We start from the raw sequence: 20,555 nt of genomic DNA, 5'->3' as shown, positions 1-20,555 counted from the left end.
CATGTCCCTGGACCACCGTCTCCCCTCCGAGCTGGAAGAACTCCGGCGTACGGTCGAGGCGTTCGCACACGACGTCGTCGCTCCCAAGATCGGCGAGTTCTACGAGCAGCACGCCTTCCCCTACGAGATCGTCCACGAGATGGGCCGGATGGGCCTGTTCGGCCTGCCGTTCGCCGAGGAGTACGGCGGGATGGGCGGCGACTATCTGGCGCTCGGCATCGCCCTGGAGGAGCTGGCCAGGGTCGACTCCTCGGTGGCGATCACCCTGGAGGCCGGTGTCTCGCTCGGCGCCATGCCGCTCTACCACTTCGGCACGGATGAGCAGAAGCGCGAGTGGCTGCCCCGGATGTGCACGGGCGAGATCCTCGGCGCGTTCGGCCTCACCGAACCGGACGGCGGCTCGGACGCCGGCGGCACCCGCACCACCGCGGTACGGGACGGCGACGAGTGGGTGATCAACGGCAGCAAGTGCTTCATCACCAACTCCGGTACGGACATCACCGGCCTGGTCACGGTCACCGCGGTCACCGGCCGCAAGGAGGACGGCCGCCCGCTGATCTCGGCGATCATCGTGCCGTCCGGAACCCCCGGCTTCACGGTCGCCGCCCCGTACTCCAAGGTCGGCTGGAACGCGTCGGACACCCGCGAACTGTCCTTCTCCGACGTCCGCGTACCGGCCGCGAACCTGCTCGGCGAGGAAGGCCGCGGCTACGCCCAGTTCCTGCGCATCCTCGACGAGGGCCGGATCGCCATCGCCGCGCTGGCCACCGGCCTCGCGCAGGGCTGCGTCGACGAGTCGGTGAAGTACGCGCGCGAGCGGCACGCCTTCGGCCGGCCGATCGGCGCCAACCAGGCGATCCAGTTCAAGCTCGCCGACATGGAGCTGCGGGCCCACACCTCCCGCCTCGCCTGGCGCGACGCCGCCTCCCGGCTGGTGCACGGCGAGCCGTTCAAGAAGGAGGCGGCGATCGCCAAGCTCTACTCGTCCGAGATCGCCGTCACCAACGCCCGTGAGGCCACCCAGATCCACGGCGGCTACGGCTTCATGAACGAGTACCCGGTGGCCCGGATGTGGCGCGACTCCAAGATCCTGGAGATCGGCGAGGGCACCAGCGAGGTCCAGCGGATGCTGATCGCACGGGAGTTGGGTGTCACGGACTGAGCGTCGCCGCCCGGCCGCGTGACGGGTTCCGGGGCGGCGGACGGATCCACCGCCCCGGGCTGCGTTACGCGGCGCCCAGGCAGCGCGGCCGGAAGTCCGGGTCGGCGGGCCCGGTGCGCCCCAGCGCGTTCAGCACCCACTGCGCCACGACCGGGTCCTTGGTGGCCTGGTCGTGCAGGAACGGATCGAGCGGGCAGCGGTCCTGGAGGACGACGTTGGTGACGGACCTCGCCGGGCCGCTCAGCAGCGCGCTGGTGTACGGCACCACGATCTCGTCGTGCCGGGTGGTCAGGACGGTGTAGTCGGGTCCTGCCGGTGTCTCGGTGCCCGCGTTCAGCTTCTTCAGCAGCTTCGATCCGGCCATCTGGTCGGTGCAGGCCGGGCAGAACAGCTTCCCGAGCGGCCCGGCAAGCGGGTTGGTGGTGCCGTGGTTGGAGGGCACGATGCCGATCAGGTCGTCCACGACCCGGTCGCCGCCCAGGAACTTGACGTAGTAGCGCGGCATCATGCCGCCCTGGCTGTGCCCGACGAGGTCGACCTTCCGGGCGCCGGTGGCACCGCGTACCGCCTCGACGAAGTCCTTGAGTTCGGCGGCGGCCTGCGGGACCGGGTCGGTCTCGGCGTGGCCGTAGTTGAAGGCGAAGACGCAGTAGCCGGCGCGCTGGAGCCTGGGGGCGAGCGCGGACCAGTTCTCCGCCATGAGCTTGAACGTGCCGTTGACGAGGACGACCGGCTGCGGATGGGCCGCGTCCGGTGTGCAGGACCAGTCGTTGGCGCCCCGGGGCGGGATGTCCAGTACGGAGGCCGATGCCGGAGCGGGCGCGGCCAGGCCGAGCAGTCCGATGGCGAGGGTGGCCACGGCGGTCAGCAGTGACCGGGCGGCGGTGTGACGCAGGCGCATGAGTGTTCCCAGGGTTCCTGACGAAGCGTTCGGCAATGTCGACCAGTGGTCGGATCTTGTCCGTGGACCGTCAGAGGCGTCAAGGGATTACCCGCAGTCACGCCTGCGTCATCTGGGTCACACCCGTACGGCCGCCCGGGTCGCGGTCCGCGTCCCGCGCGCCCGCCCCGCACCACGGCCGGTGGCGGCGGGCAGCCCTCGCCGCCCGCCGCCACCGTCGTGCCTCACCTCACCTACCGGGGCTCCCTACCGCGCGGGCCACGGCACCTCGGGCGACCTGTAGTAGCCGATGCCCAGGGCGTCCCAGCGCGGCCCCTGGGCGGCCAGCCTGGCCTTGTACCGGCCCCAGTCGTGACCGGCCGCCGGTGACCAGCCCAGCTCGGCGACACCGGGCAGCCGGGGGAACGCCATGTACTCGATGTGCGCGGACGTCGACAGGGTCTCCGACCAGATCGGCGCCTCCACCCCCATGACCGAATCCGCGGGCGCACCGGACAGATAGCTGCCCGGATCCCAGTCGTAGGAGCGCTGGACGCTGACGTAGCCGGCCCAGGCCAGCCCCAGCGGCGAGTTCTTGTCGTACTTCATGTCGAGGTAGGAGCGGTCGGCCGGGGAGAGGATCAGCCGGGTGCCGTTCTTGGCCGCGTCGACGACCTGCTGCCGCTCGTCCGCGCCGGTCGCGTCGTAGCCCCAGTACTGCGCGACGGCGCCCTTGGCCGGGTGCGCGCCGGTCAGCTGGTGCCAGCCGATCGCGGTCTTGCCGTACTTGGCGACCACCGGCTGCACCTTGTCCATGAAGGTCACGTAGTCCTCATGGCTGGTGGAGTGCGCCTCGTCGCCGCCGATGTGCAGGTAGCGGCCCGGCGTCATCGCCGCCACCTCGCGGATGACGTCGTCGATGAAGTCGTACGTCTCCTTCTTCGGCACGCACAGCGAACTGAAGCCGACGTCGGTGCCGGTGTACAGCGGCGGCGCCTTGCCGTCGCAGTTCAGCTCGGCGTAGGAGGAGAGCGCCGCGTTGGTGTGGCCCGGCATGTCGATCTCCGGGACGACGGTCAGGTAGCGGCTCGCGGCGTACCGGATGATCTCGCGGTAGTCGTCCTTGGTGTAGTAGCCGCCGGACCCGCCGCCGACTTGGGTGCTGCCGCCGTGGGACGCCAGCTCGGGCCGGGAGGCGATGGCGATCCGCCAGCCCTGGTCGTCGGAGAGATGCAGATGGAGCGTGTTGATCTTGTAGAGGGCGAGCTGGTCGATGTAGCGCTTGAGCTTGTCGACGCCGAAGAAGTGCCGGGAGACGTCGACCATCGCGGCGCGGTAGCCGTAGCGCGGCGAGTCGGCGATGGTGCCGCCGGCGACCTGCCAGGGCCCCGGCTGCGCGGTGTTCCGCTCGACCGCGGCGGGCAGCAGCTGACGCAGCGTCTGGACGCCGTGGAAGAGGCCCGCGGGCCGCGTGGCGCTGATGGTGACCGAGCGGCCGGCCGAGCGCAGCCGGTAGCCCTCGGAGCCGAGCCCCTTGGCGTCCCGGCCGCCGAGCCTGAGGACGATGCCGTCCTTGCCCTCCTTGGTGGTGACGGGCAGCGCGAAGCCGGTGGCCGGGCGGAGCAGCCCGGCGAGGTACTCGGCGACCCGCTTCACCTCGGCTGATGCGCCCGGTACCCGGATCAGGGTGCGGTCGCTGACGGTGTACGCGCCCTTGCCGGGGCGTACCGAGGCGGGTGCGGGCACCACTTGGTCCAGCGGGGTGGCGGCGTCCGCCGCGGCGGACCGGGGTGGTGCGGCGGCGGTTCCCATCCCCGCGGCCGCGACCAGCAGGAGGGAACAGAGGAGTCTGCGTCGTCTCATCGACGATCCCTTCGGCGAGCATCGTGCATGGCATGTCGTGCATGGCATGGAGCGACCGAACGGTCACCATGCGTACCGCGCACCCTGATCCGGGTCAAGGTGCAGACCAATTTCCGAACACCAGGACGCGTTCCTGCCCGATATCGGGCAGGATTCTTGCGAAACTCCCCGCTGCCCCGCAGTATCGACGCGTGCTCGATCGCCCCGACCTCCGCACGGACCCCCGTCCGGCGCCCCACGACGACCTGGTGGACCACCTGGTGCGCAGCACACCGCTCCAGCGCGGTGAGGCCACCCGGGTGGTGCTGGACGTCCTCGCCTACTTCGACGAGACGACCGAAGGCTTCGTCCGCAGGCGCCACCGCGAGCTGCAGTCCCAGGGTCTGCGCAACGACGCGATCTTTGAACGGATCCGGCTGGAGCTTCCGCACCGCGCCGTGAGCCCGCCGGATCTCTCGCCACGCCAGCTGCGCCGGCTGGTCTACGGCTGAGCGCGCACGCCGTCGCGGACCCCACCGGCCGCGCCGGAAGGCGGCCTGAGCAGGACCGGAAAACCTCAGCATCACCATCAGCATCACCACCCACGTCATCACCCGCGCAGGCACCACGCATCGGCAACACCCCGCCCCGGAGGCCGGTTCGCCGCCGCGGCGCCTGCGCCCCACCCGTCAGCACGTCCATCTCGGAGGCTCACCCATGTGCGGGATCGTCGGATACATCGGCAAGCGCGACGTCGCTCCGCTGCTCCTCGAAGGGCTGCAGCGCCTGGAGTACCGCGGCTACGACTCGGCGGGCATCGCCCTGCACGCCAAGGGCTCGGGCAAGACCGCGGGCGGCCTGAAGACCGCCAAGGCCAAGGGCCGGGTCCGTGAGCTGGAGGCCCGGCTGCCCAAGCGGTTCGCCGGCACCACCGGCATCGCCCACACCCGCTGGGCCACCCACGGCGCACCCACGGACGAGAACGCCCACCCGCACCTCGACACCGAGGGCAAGGTCGCCGTCGTCCACAACGGCATCATCGACAACGCCTCCGAGCTGCGCACCCGGCTGACCGCCGACGGCGTGGACTTCGCCTCCGAGACCGACACCGAGGTACTGGCCCACCTCATCGGCCGCTCCACCGCCGACACCCTGGAGGAGAAGGTCCGCGAGGCGCTGCGGCACGTCGACGGCACCTACGGCATCGCCGTCCTGCACGCCGACTTCACCGACCGCATCGTCGTGGCTCGCAACGGCTCCCCGGTCGTGCTGGGCATCGGCGAGCACGAGATGTTCGTGTCGTCCGACGTCGCCGCGCTGGTCTCGCACACCCGCCAGGTCGTCACCCTCGACGACGGCGAGATGGCCACCCTCAAGGCCGACGACTACCGCACGTACACCACCGAGGGCTCCCGCACCTCGGCCGCGCCGACCACCGTGGAGTGGGAGGCCGAGTCGTACGACATGGGCGGCCACGACACCTACATGCACAAGGAGATCGCCGAGCAGGCCGAGGCGGTGGACCGGGTGCTGCGCGGCCGGATCGACGACCGCTTCTCCACCGTCCACCTCGGCGGCCTGAACCTGGACGCCCGGGAGGCGCGCGGCGTCCGCCGGGTCAAGATCCTGGGCTGCGGCTCGGCGTACCACACCGGCCTGATCGGGGCGCAGCTGATCGAGGAGCTGGCACGGATCCCGGCGGACGCCGAACCGGCTTCGGAGTTCCGCTACCGCAACGCGGTGGTCGACCCCGACACCCTCTACATCGCGGTCTCCCAGTCCGGCGAGACCTACGACACCCTCGCCGCCGTGCAGGAGCTGAAGCGCAAGGGCGCCCGGGTGCTCGGCGTGGTCAACGTCGTCGGCAGCGCCATCGCGCGGGAGACCGACGGCGGGGTCTACGTGCACGCCGGGCCCGAGGTCTGCGTCGTCTCGACGAAGTGCTTCACCAACACCGCGGTGGCCTTCGCCCTGCTCGCGCTGCACCTGGGCCGGATCCGTGACCTGTCGGTCGCGGACGGCAAGCGGATCATCGCGGGGCTGCGCAAGCTGCCGCAGCAGATCGCCGATGTGCTGGCGGACGAGCCGGCCATCGAGAAGCTGGCGGTGGACTACGCGCAGGCCAGGAGCATGATGTTCGTCGGCCGTGTGCGCGGCTACCCGGTGGCCCTGGAGGCGTCGCTGAAGCTCAAGGAGGTCTCCTACATCCACGCGGAGGCGTACCCGGCGTCCGAGCTGAAGCACGGGCCGCTGGCGCTGATCGAGCCGGACGTGCCGTCGGTGGCGATCGTGCCGGACGACGACCTGCTGGAGAAGAACCGCGCGACGCTGGAGGAGATCAAGGCCCGCAGCGGGCGCATCCTGGCCGTCGCGCACCAGGAGCAGGAGAAGGCCGACCACACGATCGTGGTGCCGAAGAACGAGGTCGAGCTGGACCCGATCCTGATGGGCATCCCGCTCCAACTGTTCGCCCACCACACGGCGTTGGCGCTGGGACGGGACATCGACAAGCCCCGCAACCTCGCCAAGTCCGTCACGGTGGAGTAGGACGCGGCGGCCGGAGACGGAACGGGAGGCGGCGGCCTCGCGCGTGCCACCCGCGCGCGAGACCGCCGCCTCCCCTGTTGCCGGCGTCGCCCATACGCCGGCGGATGCCACCACACCCGGCAACCGTCACCTCCGGGCCGGCAGCACGCCGTTACGGGTTCGGCGCCGCCCGGAGACCCTCCGGGAGCGGCCCGCTCACCCGACCGGTATCTACCCGTCACAACGGCACAATCCACCTCCGTACGGCAGTTGATCTACCGACTCCCCGCAATCCCCATGACTCCCCCTCAACCATGGACAGGAAGGGAAGATCCGGGCACGTACCGGGTGACGGGACACAAGGAATCGAAGGGCTGACAGCGACAGCCGGCCAAAAGGCCGTCAGGGGGCCATCAGGGAAGCGTCAGGGTGCCGTCAGGGAATGACGATGACCGGGCGCTGCGCACGCCGGGCCAGGCGTCCGGCGACCGAGCCGAAGATCCGGCCGACGATGCCGTGCGTGGAGCCGACCACGATCGCGTCGGCCTCGTACTCCCGGCCGACCTCCTCCAGCTCGTGGCAGATGTCCCCGCCGCGCTCGACGAGGATCCAGGGCACGTCGGACAGATGATCGGCGCAGGCCAGCTCCAGGCCCAGCACTTCCGTACGGTGGTCGGGGACGTCCACGAAGACCGGGGGTTCGCAGCCCGCCCAGACGGTCGTCGGCAGCCTGTTGGCCACGTGGACGATGATGAGGCCGGAGCCGAGGCGCCTGGCCATACCGATTGCATACGCCAATGCCCGTTCGCTCGACATCGATCCGTCGAAGCCGACGACGACGCCGTGCTGGAACGCGGGGTCGCAGGAGTGGCGTGTCTCTTCCGCCGCTTCCAGGCCGGCCGTCGGATCGGCCACCTGCTTGCGGTGCGCGGGTTCAGGAAATTCGTGACCGGCCATTGGTGTCTCGGCGAGGACGTCCTCTTGCGGAGGGGCGAACGGGAAACGGCGATTGACTTGATCCGGCAGTTGACTGAGCTGGCGCGAGTGACGAGCCGGCGGCTTAGTTCAATGAGGAACGATACGACCGGGAATCATCTTTCCAAGTCTTTACCTCAAGAGTACGGCGCCAGCCCTCCACTGCCCAGGGCGCGTGGCGGCAGCGGAGCGCTCGCAACGGGCCGGCCGGCCCCTCGAACGTTCCCCGGAGCATGCCGGAGCGCGGCGCGGATGGCAATGCCCCGGCCTGCCCCCGTACGCCCCCCGGTCGATGACCGGCCACCACCCGGCGACCCGGTTATGGCCGCCCGCCGGAGAGGGCCACCGCGCGTCCGGCCGGTCCCGGATGTCAACCGATCCGGTGACCTCGCACGACCACGGGACCTCCTTGTCATCCTCCGAACGGCACCCGGTCCGCAGGGGTCTCGGGGTGCCTGCCGCACACGGGGACATAAGCGGACGGAAAGGGGCAGGGGCGCACGGGGGCGGACGGCATTTCGACAGGCGTACGCGGCGTGAATCTTGCCCCGCCAACCTCCGCCCCGAGCGTTTTCAGCCAACTTCCGGCCCGGATCCCCACCTTGGTCCGACCACCCTCCAACCCCGGCGTGAGCAGGGAGGAAAGGACCGCTCGGCATGGTTGTGCCCTACTGCGGACGGGCAGAGCCGAGACGCGTACTTTCCTTGTAGGCCCGACGAGTGGAACCCTTCGTGATCGAATGCTTCGCGCCAAGTTGCCATATCGACATACCAGCGGGTGGTGAACTTGGCACGCCATCCTCACGGGACACAGTAGATTCGATCTTGGTAGTTACGGCGGGGGAACTGTGCAGTACCGAGAGGGCGAGACGACCGAGGGGGGCTTAAGTGCCATGAGCCAGGACTCCGCTGCCGTACCAGATCCCGCACGCAAGCTCGCCGCCCGACGACGCCGCGAAATAGTCGCGGTGCTCCTCTTCAGCGGCGGCCCCATTTTCGAGAGCTCCATACCGCTCTCGGTCTTCGGTATCGACCGACAGGACGCCGGGGTTCCTCGATACCGACTGCTTGTGTGCGCGGGCGAAGACGCGCCTTTGCGCACAACCGGGGGGGCTTGAACTTTCCGCCCCCTATGGGCTGGAAGCCATCGCACGAGCCGGGACGGTCGTCGTACCGGCCTGGCGTTCCATCACCCAGGCCCCGCCGCCCGCCGCGCTCGACGCGCTGCGTCGCGCGCACGAAGAAGGGGCCAGGATCGTCGGGCTGTGCACGGGGGCATTCGTCCTCGCCGCGGCCGGACTGCTCGACGGCCGACCGGCCACCACCCACTGGATGTACGCGCCGACGCTCGCCAAGCGTTATCCGTCCGTCCATGTCGATCCCCGTGAACTCTTCGTCGACGACGGCGATGTGCTCACCTCCGCGGGGACGGCGGCCGGTATCGACCTGTGTCTGCACATCGTGCGCACCGACCACGGCGCGGACGCGGCGAACGCACTGGCCCGCAGGCTGGTCGTACCGCCCCGGCGCACCGCGGCCGACCTGGGTCACCAGCGTTACCTGGACAGGTCATTACCTGAAGAGATCGGTGCCGACCCGCTCGCCGAGGTCGTCGCCTGGGCGCTGGAGCACCTCCACGAGCAGTTCGACGTGGAGACGCTGGCGGCCCGTGCCTATATGAGCCGTCGTACCTTCGACCGGCGGTTCCGTTCCCTCACCGGGAGCGCTCCTCTCCAGTGGCTGATCACGCAGCGGGTCCTCCAGGCCCAGCGGCTGCTGGAGACCTCCGACTATTCGGTCGACGAGGTCGCGGGGCGCTGCGGATTCCGTTCACCGGTCGCGCTGCGCGGCCACTTCCGGCGGCAGCTGGGTGCCTCGCCCGCGGCGTACCGCGCCGCGTACCGGGCACGCCGGCCGCAGAACGGTGCGCCCGAGGGCGCGCTGCGTACGGAGCGGAGCGAGCGGGCGGCGCTGGGCGCGGGCGGCGACAGGTTCGCGGCGGTGGCCGGCCACGGTCACGGCGCGGCGGCGGCGCTGGCGACCGCGGAGGGCGGCGATCACGCACCGCAGGCGGACGCCTATGCCGCCCGTCTCCCGGAGGCTCCGGTCGGACGGGGTGCGGGACGCCCCGTGCTGCCCAGCCAGCGTGAGCGCCCCGTAGGGTGAGCCGTATGAACGATCGCATGGTGTGGATCGACTGCGAGATGACCGGACTCTCGCTGGCGAATGACGCGCTCATCGAGGTGGCCGCGCTGGTCACCGACTCGGAGCTGAAGGTGCTCGGCGAGGGGGTGGATGTGGTGATCCGCCCTCCGGCCGAGGCGCTCACCACCATGCCGGAGGTGGTGCGGCAGATGCACACCGCCTCCGGGCTGCTGGAGGAACTGGACGGCGGCACGACGCTGGAGGACGCACAGGCGCAGGTGCTGGCCTACATCAAGCAGCACGTGCCCGAGCCGGGGAAGGCGCCGCTGTGCGGCAACTCCGTCAGCACCGACCGCGGCTTCCTGCTGCGCGACATGCCGACGCTGGAGAACTATCTGCACTACCGGATCGTCGATGTGTCGTCGGTGAAGGAACTGGCCAGGCGCTGGTTCCCGCGGGCGTACTTCAACAGTCCGGACAAGAGCGGCAACCACCGGGCGCTGGCCGACATCCGTGAATCCATCGCGGAGTTGCGCTACTACCGGGAGGCGGTCTTCGTGCCGCAGCCCGGCCCGGACTCGGACACGGCGAAGGCCATCGCGGCCAAGCATGTCCTGCCGCCCGAGGCGCCGTCCGCACCGTAGTGACGCAGCTCGCTCCCGGCCAGGCGAAAGCCGGGAGCGAGCACCCCTCCAGACCCTGTACACTTTTTCTCAGCCGGTGGGGAAAAAGAACCACACAGCACCGGTCATGGTGGGTATAGCTCAGCTGGTAGAGCACCTGGTTGTGGTCCAGGATGTCGCGGGTTCAAGTCCCGTTACTCACCCCAACGTCAAGGCCCCCGACTTCGGTCGGGGGCCTTGCGTGTTGTCGGGCGTCGTGTCCGGACCGGTGGCCCGGTGCGCTCAGTAGGCGACGGTGAAGCGCTCGCCCGTGTGCTGCGGGCGCTCGATCTCGTCGACGAGGGCGACCGCGTAGTCCTCGGCGGAGATCCGGCTGCTGCCGTCGGCCGCGGTGAGCAGGTCGTCGACGGCGGTGCGGTAGCTGCCGGTGCGCTCGCCGGGCTCGATGGTGGCGGCCGGGCTGAGGTTGCTCCAGCGGATGTCGCTGACGGTGCGGTAGTACTCCAGCGCGTCGCCGTGCGCGTGCATGATCTGGAGCAGGAACTCGGGGAGTCCTTCGGTGTCCCAGACCTGGGTGCCGTCGGCCTTGCGGAGCGAGCCGGCGCCGCCGACGGTGATCAGCCGCGGGGCCGCGTCGCCGAGGGTGCGCAGGCCGGCGACGAGCGACTTGGCGGCGGGCTCGATGGTGGCGACGTGCCCGGGGCCGTCACCGCCGCCGACCGCGCTGACCAAGATGTCCTTGCCCTTGGCCACGGCGGCGACGGATGCCGGGTCGAGGATGTCGCCGGTGGTGACCGTGAGGTTCGGGTGGCTCGTGGTGAGCTTCGCCGGGTCGCGGACGACGGCGGTGACCTGGTGGCCGCGGTCAAGGGCCTCCTGGAGGATGCGGCTGCCGATGGTGCCGTTGGCGCCGAAGATCGCGATCGTGGACATGGTGACTCCTGGGGTGCTGGGTCCGGTGAGGACTTCCGTTTTCCGTCATCAGCCGCGCTGACGTCTTCTACGCTAGAGGGACCAGCGGGACATTTCGGGGTAGACATGGGACGGGTGATGGTCAGAATGCGACAGGCGGGGGCGGATGCCGATATCCGGGAGGTCCCGTTCGCCGCGCCCGCCGGGCGGCCGGCGGGGGTCGAGGTGATGACGCTGGCCGAACTCCGCGACCGCGCCGACGCCTGCGGGCTGGCCACCCCGCACCGCCCCGGCTTCCACCACCTGCTGACCGTCGACAGCGGACGCCTGACGCACACCGTCGACTTCCGGGAGCACACCATCACCGCGGGCGACTGGCTGTGGTCCCGGCCCGGGCAGGTGCAGCACTTCGGCGACCTGACCGGGGCCGAGGGGCGGCTGGTCCTGTTCGAGTCGGGTTTCCTGGATCCGGCGACGGCGACCGCGGCCCGGATCGAGGACTGGTACGGGCCGGCCGTGCGGCATCCGGAGGGCGCGGCGGCCCGCCGTACGGAGGACGCGCTGCGGCAGTTGCACGGGGAGTTCGGGGTGCTGGGCGGGCTGCCGCTGGAGACGCATCTCGACGTGCTGCGGCACCTGCTGGCCGTACTGGTGCTGCGGGTGGCGCACCTGGAGGTTCCGGCGGACGCCGCCGACGGTTCGGTCTGTGAGGCGAGCGAGGCGTACCTGCGGTTCCGGGAGGCGGTGGAGCGGGACTTCGCGCGCAGCCGGCGGGTCGCCGACTACGCCAGGGCGCTGGGGTACGCACCGCGCACCCTGTCCCGCGCCACCGAGGCGGCGGCCGGGATCGGGGCGAAGGAGTTCATCGACCGTCGGGTGGTGCTGGAGGCCAAGCGGCTGCTGGCGCACGGCGACCGGTCGGCGGCCCGGATCGCGGACCGTCTCGGCTTCGCCGACGCCACCAACTTCACCAAGTTCTTCCAGCGGCACGCGGGCACCACCCCGATCGCCTTCCGGGAGGCCGTACGGGGCAGCACGGGGGTCGCGGCGCTCGCGGGTGCCGACCGCCCCTGAGCGGGAACGCGGCGCCGCCCGGGGGGAGTTGGGGCGTCCTGTGCGGCGGGGGCGCCGGGGTGAGGTGTGGCGTGAGTTGGTGCGTACTCCCTTGACACCACCGGGGGTTGAGGTGACTCTTCACCTCATCACAGCTGGAAGCGCTCCCGGAACGGGATCCCTACATCTCTCGTACGCACCGGTACGTCGTCAGGGCACCAGGAGGACGCAGATGCACGGCGGTTCCCGTACGTCCCGCACGGTAGTGATCCTCACCGCGGTCACCGCTCTCGGTGCCGCGCTGCTCGCCGGCTGCGCCGACGACGGCGCCGACGCCGCCGGGGGCAAAACCGTCATCAGCGTCGGCACCTTCGGCGTCTTCGGCTATCAACAGGCCGGTCTCTACAAGGAGTACGAGAAGCTGCACCCGGATGTCACGATCAAGGAAAACGTGATCGAGCGCAACGACATCTACTACCCGCAGCTGCTCACCCACCTCGCGGCCGGCAGCGGCCTGTCGGACATCCAGGCCGTCGAGGTCAACAACATCAACGAGGTGGTCACCACCCAGGCCGACAAGTTCGAGGACCTGTCCGGGGCCCCTGGTGTCGACAAGAAGCGCTGGCTGGACTGGAAGTGGGCGCAGGCCACCGCCCCGGACGGCCGGACGGTCGGGCTCGGTACGGACATCGGGCCGACCGCGCTGTGCTACCGCAAGGACCTGTTCCGCAAGGCAGGACTGCCCACCCGGCGCGACGAGGTCGGCAAGCTGTGGGCGGGCGACTGGCAGAAGTACGTGGCCACCGGCACCGCGTACCGGAAGAAGGCCCCCAAGGGGACGGTCTTCATGGACTCGGCATCCGGGCTGTTCAACGCGGTCGTCAACGGCTACACCGACCGTTTCTACGACGCCAAGGGGAAGCTGATCTACCAGCACAGCCCGGCGGTGAAGGACGCGTGGGGACTGTCCGTCAAGGCGGCCGAAGGCGGGCTGACCGCGCGGCTCAAGCAGTTCGAGAAACCCTGGGACCAGGCGTTCGCCAACGGCAGGTTCGCGACGGTGGCCTGTGCGCCCTGGATGCTCGGCTACATCAAGGAGAAGTCCGGGGCGTCGGGCGAGGACAAGTGGGATGTGGCTCCCGCGCCGCGGCCCGGCAACTGGGGCGGCTCCTTCATCGCCGTACCCCGGGCCGCCCGGCACAAGGCCGAAGCGGTCGAGCTGGCGGTCTGGCTGACCCGGCCCGAGCAGCAGGCGAAGGTCTTCGCCGAGCAGGCCAGCATCCCCAGCACACCCGCCGCCTACCGACTGCCCGCCGTGAAGGACGCCCGCAACCCGTACTTCGGTGACGCGCCGACCGGCGAGATCTTCTCCGCCGCCGCCAAGGGCATCCCGACGCTGCGGATCGGGCCCAAGGACCAGCAGATCACCCAGGCGTTCACGGACGTCGGTGTGCTCCAGGTCGAGCAGCAGGGCAAGTCGCCGCAGGCGGGCTGGCAGGCGGCGGTCGAGGACATCCAGAGCGCGGTGGACGGGTGAGCGGCGCCGCACCGGGCCGGGGGGACGGGTGACGGGCGCGGCGCAGGCCGCGGCGGCGCAGGCGGCGGACGACAGGGGAGCCCGCCGCCGCGCCCGGCGCAGCCGCCGCTACCGCTGGGACGTGCGCTACAGCCCGTACGTCTTCATCGCGCCGTTCTTCCTCTTCTTCGCCGCGTTCGGCCTGTTCCCGCTCCTGTATACGGGGTGGGCCTCGCTGCACCGGGTGGAGCTGTCGGCGCCCGGCGACATGCAGTGGGCCGGGCTGCACAACTACGTACGGCTGCTCGACGACGACCTCTTCTGGAACGCGCTGCGCAACACCTTCACCCTCGGGGTGCTGTCGACGGTGCCGCAGCTGCTGATGGCGCTGGGCCTCGCGCACCTCCTCCATCAGCGGATGCGCGGCGCGTCGTTCTTCAGGGTGGCGCTGCTGACCCCGTACGCCACGTCCGTCGCCGCGGCCTCCCTGGTCTTCGTGCTGCTCTTCGGACGCGACTACGGAATGATCAACTGGGTGCTGGGCGCGGCCGGGATCGCGCCCGTCGACTGGCAGAGCGGCACCTGGTCCTCGCAACTCGCGGTCTCCTCGATCGTCATCTGGCGCTGGACGGGCTACAACGCGCTGATCTACCTGGCGGCGATGCAGGCCATCCCGAAGGACCTGTACGAGTCGGCGGCGCTGGACGGCGCGTCACCGTGGCGGCAGTTCCGGCACGTCACGGTGCCTTCACTGCGGCCGACGCTGCTGTTCACGGTGGTCGTCTCGACGATCGGCGCGACCCAGCTGTTCGGCGAGCCGCTGCTGTTCGGCGGTGCGGCGGGCCAGAAGGGCGGCGCCGCGCACCAGTTCCAGACGCTGGGGCTGTACCTCTACGAGCAGGGCTGGTTCAACTTCCATCTCGGCCGGGCCTCCGCCGTCGCGTGGGCGATGTTCCTGATCCTGCTGGTGATCGCGGGGATCGCTGCCCTGGTCGGCCGGCGGCTGCGTGCGGACCGGTGAACTGCCGGGCGGACGGCCGGATTCCGAGCGACCAGGAGGCGGAGTGAGGGCATCGCACAGGGCCGAGGCGGGCGGGCGTGGGAGGCGCGGCGGGGCGGGCCGCACGCTGCGCGGCGGCCCCGTGGCCCTCGCCGTGCTGGTGCTGTTCACCGTCGGCTCGCTCTTCCCGCTGGTGTGGACGGCGATCGCGGCCTCGCGGGACAACGGGCGGCTGGCGCAGACGCCGCCGCCCTTCTGGTTCGGCTCCCATCTGCTGAAGAACCTCGGCACGGCCTGGTCCGACGCCAACATGGGTCTTGCGCTGGCCAATACGACGGTGGTGGCGGGCACCATCGCGCTGGGCACGGTGATCTTCTCCACGCTCGCCGGGTTCGCCTTCGCCAAGCTGCGCTTCCGGCTGAAGAACCTGCTGATGCTGCTGGTCATCGGCACGATGATGATCCCGCCGCAGCTCGGTGTCGTCCCGCTGTTCATGACCATCGCCCAGCTGGAGTGGACCAACCACCTCCAGGCGGTGGTGCTGCCGACGCTGGTCAGCGCCTTCGGGGTGTTCTTCATGCGGCAGTACCTGCTTCAGGCGCTGCCGACGGAGCTGGTCGAGGCGGCCAGGATGGACGGGGCGAGCAGCCTGCGGGTGGTGTGGCACGTCGTCTTCCCGGCCGCCCGCCCGGCGATGGCGGTGCTGGGCATGCTCACCTTCGTCCAGGCGTGGAACGACTTCTTCTGGCCGATCATCGCGCTCACCCAGGAGAACCCGACGGTGCAGGTCGCGCTGACCGGTCTGGGCCGCGGCTACATCCCCGACCAGTCGGTGATCATGGCGGGCGCGCTGCTCGGCACGCTCCCGCTGCTGCTCGCCTTCCTGCTCTTCGGCCGGCAGATCGTCGGCGGCATCATGCAGGGCGCGGTCAAGGGCTGACGGGTCCGGGGCACCCCGGACCCGCCGGCCCTGCGGTTCAGCCGGTGTACTTGCCGAACGCCTTGGTGAAGTCCAGCGGGCCCTGCTCGATGGAACTGCAGGTGGGCTGCGCGGAGTTCTGGGCGCCGCCCTCGCACGCCTTGTCGCGGGTGGATGACCACATGGACAGGGCGCCCAGGTGCTTCTCCTTGGCGAACGCCACCAGTTCGGCCGCGTCGTCCACCGTGAAGGTCTCGCTCTGGACGTCGTTGACCCCGATCATCGGCGTCACCGCGGCGGCCTTCCAGGCTGCCGCGTCGTCAAGACCGAGCGCCTTCTTCAGCTGCGCCTGGGTGGCGGTGGCGGCCTGGGTGGCGTAGGTGCCCATGTCGCCGTCGTAGGAGGCGCCGTAGTCCATCGCCATGACGTTGACGGTGGAGACCTTGACGCCGTTCTTCTTGGCGTCGGCGACGAGGTTCACGCCGTCCTGGGTCAGGCCCTCGGGCATCACCGGCAGCGTGAAGGACACGTCCAGGCCGGGGTGGCTCTTCTGGAGCTGGGCGATGGCCTGGGCGCGGCGGGTGTTGGCCTCGGTGTTCGGGAGCGCGCCGCCCTCGATGTCGAAGTCGACGGCGGTCAGCTCGAACTGGTCGATGACCTTGCCGTACGCGGCGGCGAGCGCGTCGGCCGATTCGCAGGCCAGGCCCAGTTCCGAGCCGTTGGCGCCGCCGAAGGAGACCCGGACGTCGCCGCCTGCCGCCCGCAGGTCGGGGATCTGCCGGGCCACCGGGTTGTCGTCCAGCGCACCGCCGCCGCCCCACTTGGGGTCGCAGCCGCCGCCCGAGGTGACGAACGCGAGGGTGAAGTGCTTGACGCCGGTCTGCTGCGCGGTGTCGGCGAGGTCGTAGGCGGGGCTGAGCGAGGTGTCGACGTACGGGGCGAAGGCGGCGGCCTTCGGGGCGCCGGTGGCCTGCGGGGCGTTGCCCGCCGTCGCCGTGCCCGCGACGGCGAACGCGCCGCCCGCGGCGACCGTGACAGCGGCGGCGGTCGAGATCAGCTTGGTGGTGCGGCTCATGCGCCGGCGGTGGACCGGGGAACTCATGGCGTGCCTGCCTGTCGTCGTGGGGGGGGGACGGGGATGCGTTCCCGCACGCTAGCGATCAGGAAACGGACAAATGCCTGGTTCTGTGCGGTGGTTGGCGGATTTATGGACCGCTTAAGGGAGGGGAAGGGGCCGGTTAAGAACCCGGCTCGCACGGCGCCCGCGGCCCGCTCGCGGACCGGCCCTGACCACCCGTCCGGCCTGCCCTCACGCCCGCCGGGCGGCCCGTTTCCCGCGGCTGCACAGGGGGCGCCGCAGCCGGTGGCCGCTGCCGCGCCTGGCTGCGCCGCGCGGCCCCCTGCCGTCCAGGGCGAGCCACACCCGTACCTCGGTGCCGCCGAGTACGGAGCGGCCGATGCGGACGTCACCGCCGGTCGATTCGGCCAGCCGGCGCACGATGTCGAGGCCGAGTCCGGTGGAGCCGTCGCCGCCGCCCCCGTGGCCGCGGCGCAGCGCGGCGGCCGGGTCGTCGATACCGGGCCCCGCGTCCGAGACCAGCACGATCACCGCGTTGCCCGCCGTGCCCGCGTGGTGCACGTCGACGGCGAACGCGGTGCCCTCGGGGGTGTGCCGGAAGACGTTGCCGAGCATCGCGTCGAGGGCGGCGGCCAGGTCGGGGCGGGCGACGGGCAGGCGTACCGGGCGGTGGATGCCCGCCACCCGGACCGTGCGGCCCTCGTCCTCGGCGAGCGCCGACCAGAAGTCCATCCGCTCGCGGATGACCTCCGCCGCGTCGCAGCCCGCCGCTGCCGCCGCCTGACGGGTCTGGGCCTTCTGCTCGCGCGCGGTGCGGATGATCTGGTCGACCTCGCGCTCCAGCTGTTCGACGGCGGCCCTGGTCTGGTCGGCGGCGGGCCCTTCGCCGAGCGAGGCCGCGTTCAGTCGCAGCACGGTGAGCGGCGTACGCAGCCGGTGCGACAGGTCGGCGGCCAACTCGCGTTCGTTGGAGAGCAGTTGGACGACCTGGTCGGCCATGGAGTTGAAGGCGACGGCCGCGGACCGCAGCTCCTTGGGGCCCTCCTCGGGGACGCGGACGCCGAGGCTGCCGGTCCCGAGGTCGTGCGCGGCGCCCGCCAGCCGCTCGGCGGGGCGGACCATGCGGGTGCCGAGACGGTCGGCGACCGCGACCGACCCGGCGATCAGCGCGAGCCCGACCCCGGCCAGCACCAGCCAGGACGTGGTGACGCCGTTGGTGAGCGCGGCGTGCGGCACGTAGACCTCGACGACGGCGATCCCGGTGGCGACGGCTGTGGGCTGGAGCAGCACGGAGCCGCCCCGTACGGGGGCGATGGAGGCGCGGCCGATATCGATCACGGACGCCACGTCCCGCGGCGCGGCACGGCAGGAACCGATCTCGGCGGCCCGCGCGCCCTTGCCGCCCGCGGGGACGTGGACGCCGATCCGGCCGCCTGGGCCGGTCTCGGCGCTGGCGACGGCGCGTTCGAGCTGGGTGCGGTCGGTGGTGATGGCGAGCACCGGGCCGATGGTGGCGGCCTGCCGTTCGGCGTTGGAGTACGCGCGGTCGCCCGCCATCTCCTTGACGACCAGGCCGAGCGGGACGGCGAAGGCCACCACGACCATGACGGTGACCGCCAGCGCCACCTTCACGAGCGCCCATCTCACCGGGGCGGCTCCAGCTTCACACCCACCCCGCGCAGCGTGTGCAGATACCGGGGGCTCGCCGCCGTCTCCCCCAACTTCCGCCGCAGCCAGGACAGATGGACGTCGATGGTCTGGTCGTCGCCGTAGGACTGCTGCCAGACCTCGGCGAGCAGTTCCCTGCGGGGGACGACGACGCCTGGCCGGCCCGCGAGGAAGGCCAGCAGGTCGAACTCCCGCCGGGTCAGATCGAGCGCGACGCCGTCCAGCGCGGCCCTGCGGCGCAGCGGATCCACCGTCAGCCCGCCGACCCTGACCACCCCGGACGGCGCGTCGGCGCCCGCCGCGCCGCTCCGTGCGCGGCGCAGCACCGCCGCCATCCTGGCCGAGAGGTGCTCCACGGAGAACGGCTTGGTCAGGTAGTCGTCGGCACCGTCGTTGAGCAGCCGCACGATCTCGGCCTCGTCATCCCTGGCGGTCGCGATGATCACCGGTACGTCCGTGACGCCGCGCAGCATCTTCAGGGCCTCGGCGCCGTCCAGATCGGGCAGCCCGAGATCGAGGATGACCACGTCGAACCCGATGTGCGCCACCTCGCGCAGCGCCTCCAGGGCGGTGCCGACGCTCCGTACCGTGTGGGACGCCTCGGTCAGATGCCGAATGAGAGCCGAGCGGACGAACTGGTCGTCCTCGACGACGAGCACACTTGCCATGGGCGGCACCGTACGCCATACGGGCGACTCCTCTCGCCCGCAACCGGCACCGCGCAGGCGCCGGGAAGCCGTTGCCCGCGGGCTGTGTCCGGTCCGGCGGGTGGTGCAGTATGAGCGGGATGCGACGAGGACTGATGCACGCCGCGGCCTGGACGCTGGCGACCGGCGCCGCGGTCACGCTGTCGTGGTACGGGGTGCACACGGTCATGTCCGGCACGGCGTACGACCCGCCGCGCGCGCTGCCGCTGTCCGCCGCCGTCCCGTCCGCACCCGACGGCAGCGCCGCGCCCCGGGTCTCCTCCACCCACCGCCCCAAGCCGTCACCGTCCGCCGGTCCCCGCGCGTCGCCGTCCGGCGCCCCGACGGCGTCCGCCGCGCCCTCCCGTACCGGAGACGCGTCCCCCCGCCGCGATCCCGGCCCGCCGGCCGGCTCCGCGTCCGGCGGGCAGCAGGTCAAGAGCTGGTCGACGGCGGGCGGCCGGGTCGTCTTCGATCTGCGCGCCGAATCGGCGCAGTTGGTGTCGGCGACGCCGAACCCGGGCTGGGAGATGCAGGTGTGGAAACAGGACAGCTGGATCCGGGTCGACTTCACCGGGCCCGGCCACACGTCGGTCTTCTGCACCTGGAACGACCATCCGCCGATGGTCCAGAGCAGCGAGGAGATGGGCTGACGCGGCGCTGCGGTACGGCCTGCGGGGACGGCCTCGGGTACGGCCTGCGGGTCAGTCGAAGACCTCGGGCGGCGGCGCGGGCGAGGCCACCGCGGTGGCGTCGGTGACCGGCGCGGCGCCGCCGGTGAAGTCCAGCAGCGCCCTGCCGTGTTCGACGCGCCCGGTCTGCGGGTCGCTCGCGGCCCGGCGGGTCAGCTCGGCGACCGGCAGCGGCCGGTCCGCGGCGACGAGCACGGCATTGCCGAACCGCTTGCCGCGCAGCACCGCGGGGTCGGCGGTCAGGCACAGTTCGGGGAAGGCCGTACGGACGGTGGCGATCTGGCCGCGCAGGAACCGCAGCGGCGGCCCGTCGGCGATGTTCGCGGCGTAGCAGCCGTCGGGGCGCAGCGCCCGCCGTACATCGGCGACGAACTCGGTGCTGGTCAGATGGGCGGGGGTGCGGGCGCCGCCGAAGACGTCGGCGATGATCAGGTCAGCCCAGCCGTCCGGGACCTTCGCCAGCCCTTCGCGGGCGTCACCGCCGCGCACCCGGATCCGCCAGCCGCTCTCCAACGGCAGCTCACGGCGCACCAGTTGGACGAGCGGAGTGTCGATCTCGACGACCTGCTGGGTGGAGCGCGGCCGGGTCGCCGCGACGTACCGCGCCAGGGTCAGGGCGCCGCCGCCGAGGTGGACGGCCTGGAGGGGCCTGCCGGGCGGCGCCGCGAGGTCGGCGACGTGGCCGAGGCGCCGCTGGTAGGAGAAGTCCAGGTACGCCGGGTCGTCGAGGTCGACGTACGACTGCGGTGCGCCGTCGATCAGCAGGGTCCTGGCGCGCGGCCTGTCCCGGTCGGGCCGCAGCTCGGCGACGCCGCCCGCCACCGTCTCCACCACGGATTCCCCGCTGCCGCGTCCGCGTCTGCTCTTCGCCATGCCCC

At 71.4% G+C, this 20,555-nt stretch carries 17 protein-coding genes, 1 tRNA gene and 1 pseudogene; 11 read left to right on the top strand and 8 right to left on the bottom strand.

Translation table 11 applies throughout. The features are described from left to right. Position 1 precedes the first annotated feature (1 nt). Positions 2 to 1,162, top strand: coding sequence for an acyl-CoA dehydrogenase family protein (locus ACIBK8_RS04235; protein ID WP_399039979.1), 1,161 nt, complete (start codon positions 2 to 4; stop codon positions 1,160 to 1,162). A gap of 64 nt (positions 1,163 to 1,226) precedes the next feature. Here the strand turns inward: ACIBK8_RS04235 and ACIBK8_RS04230 are convergent, their stop codons facing one another. Together ACIBK8_RS04230 and ACIBK8_RS04225 are read right to left on the bottom strand one after the other, a co-directional pair. Further along, positions 1,227 to 2,063 carry an alpha/beta fold hydrolase gene (locus ACIBK8_RS04230; RefSeq protein ID WP_399039978.1) on the bottom strand — a complete coding sequence of 279 codons (837 nt, stop codon included), beginning with the start codon at positions 2,061 to 2,063 and terminating at the stop codon, positions 1,227 to 1,229. A 246-nt stretch (positions 2,064 to 2,309) separates the two neighbouring features. Then, entirely contained in the window at positions 2,310 to 3,905 is a 1,596-nt protein-coding gene (locus ACIBK8_RS04225; RefSeq protein ID WP_399039976.1) for a beta-N-acetylhexosaminidase, read from the bottom strand. Between the two features lie 191 nt (positions 3,906 to 4,096). Between ACIBK8_RS04225 and ACIBK8_RS04220 the strand changes: the two genes are divergently transcribed. Both ACIBK8_RS04220 and glmS read left to right on the top strand, forming a co-directional pair. Then, complete coding sequence (locus tag ACIBK8_RS04220) at positions 4,097 to 4,396, top strand: hypothetical protein (protein ID WP_393685453.1); 300 nt, start codon at positions 4,097 to 4,099, stop codon at positions 4,394 to 4,396. Positions 4,397 to 4,601: 205 nt separating this feature from the next. Next, positions 4,602 to 6,431, top strand: coding sequence for a glutamine--fructose-6-phosphate transaminase (isomerizing) (gene glmS, locus ACIBK8_RS04215; RefSeq protein WP_399039975.1), 1,830 nt, complete (start codon positions 4,602 to 4,604; stop codon positions 6,429 to 6,431). A gap of 414 nt (positions 6,432 to 6,845) precedes the next feature. Here glmS and ACIBK8_RS04210 read toward each other — a convergent pair whose 3' ends face one another. Then, a complete protein-coding gene (locus tag ACIBK8_RS04210) occupies positions 6,846 to 7,367 on the bottom strand; it encodes a universal stress protein (RefSeq protein WP_393685457.1) in 522 nt (173 codons plus the stop codon). A 1,086-nt stretch (positions 7,368 to 8,453) separates the two neighbouring features. On the opposite strand from ACIBK8_RS04210, the gene ACIBK8_RS04205 reads away from it, so the two are divergent. From ACIBK8_RS04205 to ACIBK8_RS04195, 3 genes are all read left to right on the top strand, one after another. Further along, the gene (locus tag ACIBK8_RS04205; protein WP_399039974.1) at positions 8,454 to 9,551 is read left to right on the top strand and encodes a helix-turn-helix domain-containing protein; all 1,098 of its coding nucleotides are present in this window, start codon (positions 8,454 to 8,456) and stop codon (positions 9,549 to 9,551) included. Positions 9,552 to 9,556: 5 nt separating this feature from the next. Further along, positions 9,557 to 10,174, top strand: coding sequence for an oligoribonuclease (gene orn / locus ACIBK8_RS04200; RefSeq protein WP_393685461.1), 618 nt, complete (start codon positions 9,557 to 9,559; stop codon positions 10,172 to 10,174). 109 nt (positions 10,175 to 10,283) lie between these two features. Next, a tRNA-His gene (locus ACIBK8_RS04195) sits at positions 10,284 to 10,359 on the top strand. Between the two features lie 76 nt (positions 10,360 to 10,435). On the opposite strand, the gene ACIBK8_RS04190 is transcribed toward ACIBK8_RS04195, so the two are convergent. Then, positions 10,436 to 11,086 (bottom strand): NAD(P)-dependent oxidoreductase, encoded by a 651-nt coding sequence (locus ACIBK8_RS04190; RefSeq protein ID WP_399039973.1) that lies wholly within the window; start codon positions 11,084 to 11,086, stop codon positions 10,436 to 10,438. Between the two features lie 117 nt (positions 11,087 to 11,203). On the opposite strand from ACIBK8_RS04190, the gene ACIBK8_RS04185 reads away from it, so the two are divergent. From ACIBK8_RS04185 to ACIBK8_RS04170, 4 genes are all read left to right on the top strand, one after another. Beyond that, the gene (locus ACIBK8_RS04185) at positions 11,204 to 12,139 is read left to right on the top strand and encodes a helix-turn-helix domain-containing protein (RefSeq protein WP_399039972.1); all 936 of its coding nucleotides are present in this window, start codon (positions 11,204 to 11,206) and stop codon (positions 12,137 to 12,139) included. Positions 12,140 to 12,350: 211 nt separating this feature from the next. Continuing rightward, the gene (locus ACIBK8_RS04180) at positions 12,351 to 13,655 is read left to right on the top strand and encodes an extracellular solute-binding protein (protein ID WP_399039971.1); all 1,305 of its coding nucleotides are present in this window, start codon (positions 12,351 to 12,353) and stop codon (positions 13,653 to 13,655) included. A 28-nt stretch (positions 13,656 to 13,683) separates the two neighbouring features. Further along, positions 13,684 to 14,655 carry a carbohydrate ABC transporter permease gene (locus ACIBK8_RS04175; RefSeq protein ID WP_399039970.1) on the top strand — a complete coding sequence of 324 codons (972 nt, stop codon included), beginning with the start codon at positions 13,684 to 13,686 and terminating at the stop codon, positions 14,653 to 14,655. 43 nt (positions 14,656 to 14,698) lie between these two features. After that, positions 14,699 to 15,574: a carbohydrate ABC transporter permease gene (locus tag ACIBK8_RS04170; RefSeq protein WP_399039969.1), complete on the top strand. Its 876-nt coding sequence runs from the start codon at positions 14,699 to 14,701 to the stop codon at positions 15,572 to 15,574. 37 nt (positions 15,575 to 15,611) lie between these two features. Here ACIBK8_RS04170 and ACIBK8_RS04165 read toward each other — a convergent pair. The 3 genes and pseudogenes from ACIBK8_RS04165 to ACIBK8_RS04155 all read right to left on the bottom strand — a co-directional run. Then, positions 15,612 to 16,502, bottom strand: a pseudogene (locus ACIBK8_RS04165) (chitinase); the annotation flags it as partial. A gap of 360 nt (positions 16,503 to 16,862) precedes the next feature. Further along, positions 16,863 to 18,278 (bottom strand): sensor histidine kinase, encoded by a 1,416-nt coding sequence (locus ACIBK8_RS04160; protein ID WP_399039968.1) that lies wholly within the window; start codon positions 18,276 to 18,278, stop codon positions 16,863 to 16,865. Then, a complete protein-coding gene (locus tag ACIBK8_RS04155) occupies positions 18,275 to 18,967 on the bottom strand; it encodes a response regulator transcription factor (RefSeq protein WP_399039967.1) in 693 nt (230 codons plus the stop codon). The genes ACIBK8_RS04160 and ACIBK8_RS04155 overlap by 4 nt, the downstream gene beginning before the upstream one ends. A 119-nt stretch (positions 18,968 to 19,086) precedes the next feature. On the opposite strand from ACIBK8_RS04155, the gene ACIBK8_RS04150 reads away from it, so the two are divergent. After that, positions 19,087 to 19,638, top strand: a complete 552-nt coding sequence (locus tag ACIBK8_RS04150) for a hypothetical protein (protein WP_399039966.1) — start codon at positions 19,087 to 19,089, stop codon at positions 19,636 to 19,638. Positions 19,639 to 19,689: 51 nt separating this feature from the next. Here the strand turns inward: ACIBK8_RS04150 and ACIBK8_RS04145 are convergent, their stop codons facing one another. After that, positions 19,690 to 20,550: a spermidine synthase gene (locus ACIBK8_RS04145; protein ID WP_399039965.1), complete on the bottom strand. Its 861-nt coding sequence runs from the start codon at positions 20,548 to 20,550 to the stop codon at positions 19,690 to 19,692. Positions 20,551 to 20,555 lie beyond the last annotated feature (5 nt).

The sequence above is a fragment of the Streptomyces sp. NPDC050161 genome, from assembly GCF_044460025.1.
Classification (GTDB): Bacteria; Actinomycetota; Actinomycetes; order Streptomycetales; family Streptomycetaceae; genus Streptomyces.
The sequence above is the reverse complement of the archived record's forward strand: the minus strand, read 5'-3'. Positions and strand labels throughout refer to the sequence as shown.

Coding starts and splice junctions, on each gene's coding strand:
- ACIBK8_RS04155 (WP_399039967.1), bottom strand. CDS start 18,967: ATGGCAAGTGTGCTCGTCGTCGAGGACGACCAGTTCGTCCGCTCGGCT.
- ACIBK8_RS04190 (WP_399039973.1), bottom strand. CDS start 11,086: ATGTCCACGATCGCGATCTTCGGCGCCAACGGCACCATCGGCAGCCGC.
- glmS (WP_399039975.1), top strand. CDS start 4,602: ATGTGCGGGATCGTCGGATACATCGGCAAGCGCGACGTCGCTCCGCTG.
- orn (WP_393685461.1), top strand. CDS start 9,557: ATGAACGATCGCATGGTGTGGATCGACTGCGAGATGACCGGACTCTCG.
- ACIBK8_RS04225 (WP_399039976.1), bottom strand. CDS start 3,905: ATGAGACGACGCAGACTCCTCTGTTCCCTCCTGCTGGTCGCGGCCGCG.
- ACIBK8_RS04150 (WP_399039966.1), top strand. CDS start 19,087: ATGCGACGAGGACTGATGCACGCCGCGGCCTGGACGCTGGCGACCGGC.
- ACIBK8_RS04180 (WP_399039971.1), top strand. CDS start 12,351: ATGCACGGCGGTTCCCGTACGTCCCGCACGGTAGTGATCCTCACCGCG.
- ACIBK8_RS04210 (WP_393685457.1), bottom strand. CDS start 7,367: ATGGCCGGTCACGAATTTCCTGAACCCGCGCACCGCAAGCAGGTGGCC.
- ACIBK8_RS04235 (WP_399039979.1), top strand. CDS start 2: ATGTCCCTGGACCACCGTCTCCCCTCCGAGCTGGAAGAACTCCGGCGT.
- ACIBK8_RS04185 (WP_399039972.1), top strand. CDS start 11,204: ATGGTCAGAATGCGACAGGCGGGGGCGGATGCCGATATCCGGGAGGTC.
- ACIBK8_RS04230 (WP_399039978.1), bottom strand. CDS start 2,063: ATGCGCCTGCGTCACACCGCCGCCCGGTCACTGCTGACCGCCGTGGCC.
- ACIBK8_RS04145 (WP_399039965.1), bottom strand. CDS start 20,550: ATGGCGAAGAGCAGACGCGGACGCGGCAGCGGGGAATCCGTGGTGGAG.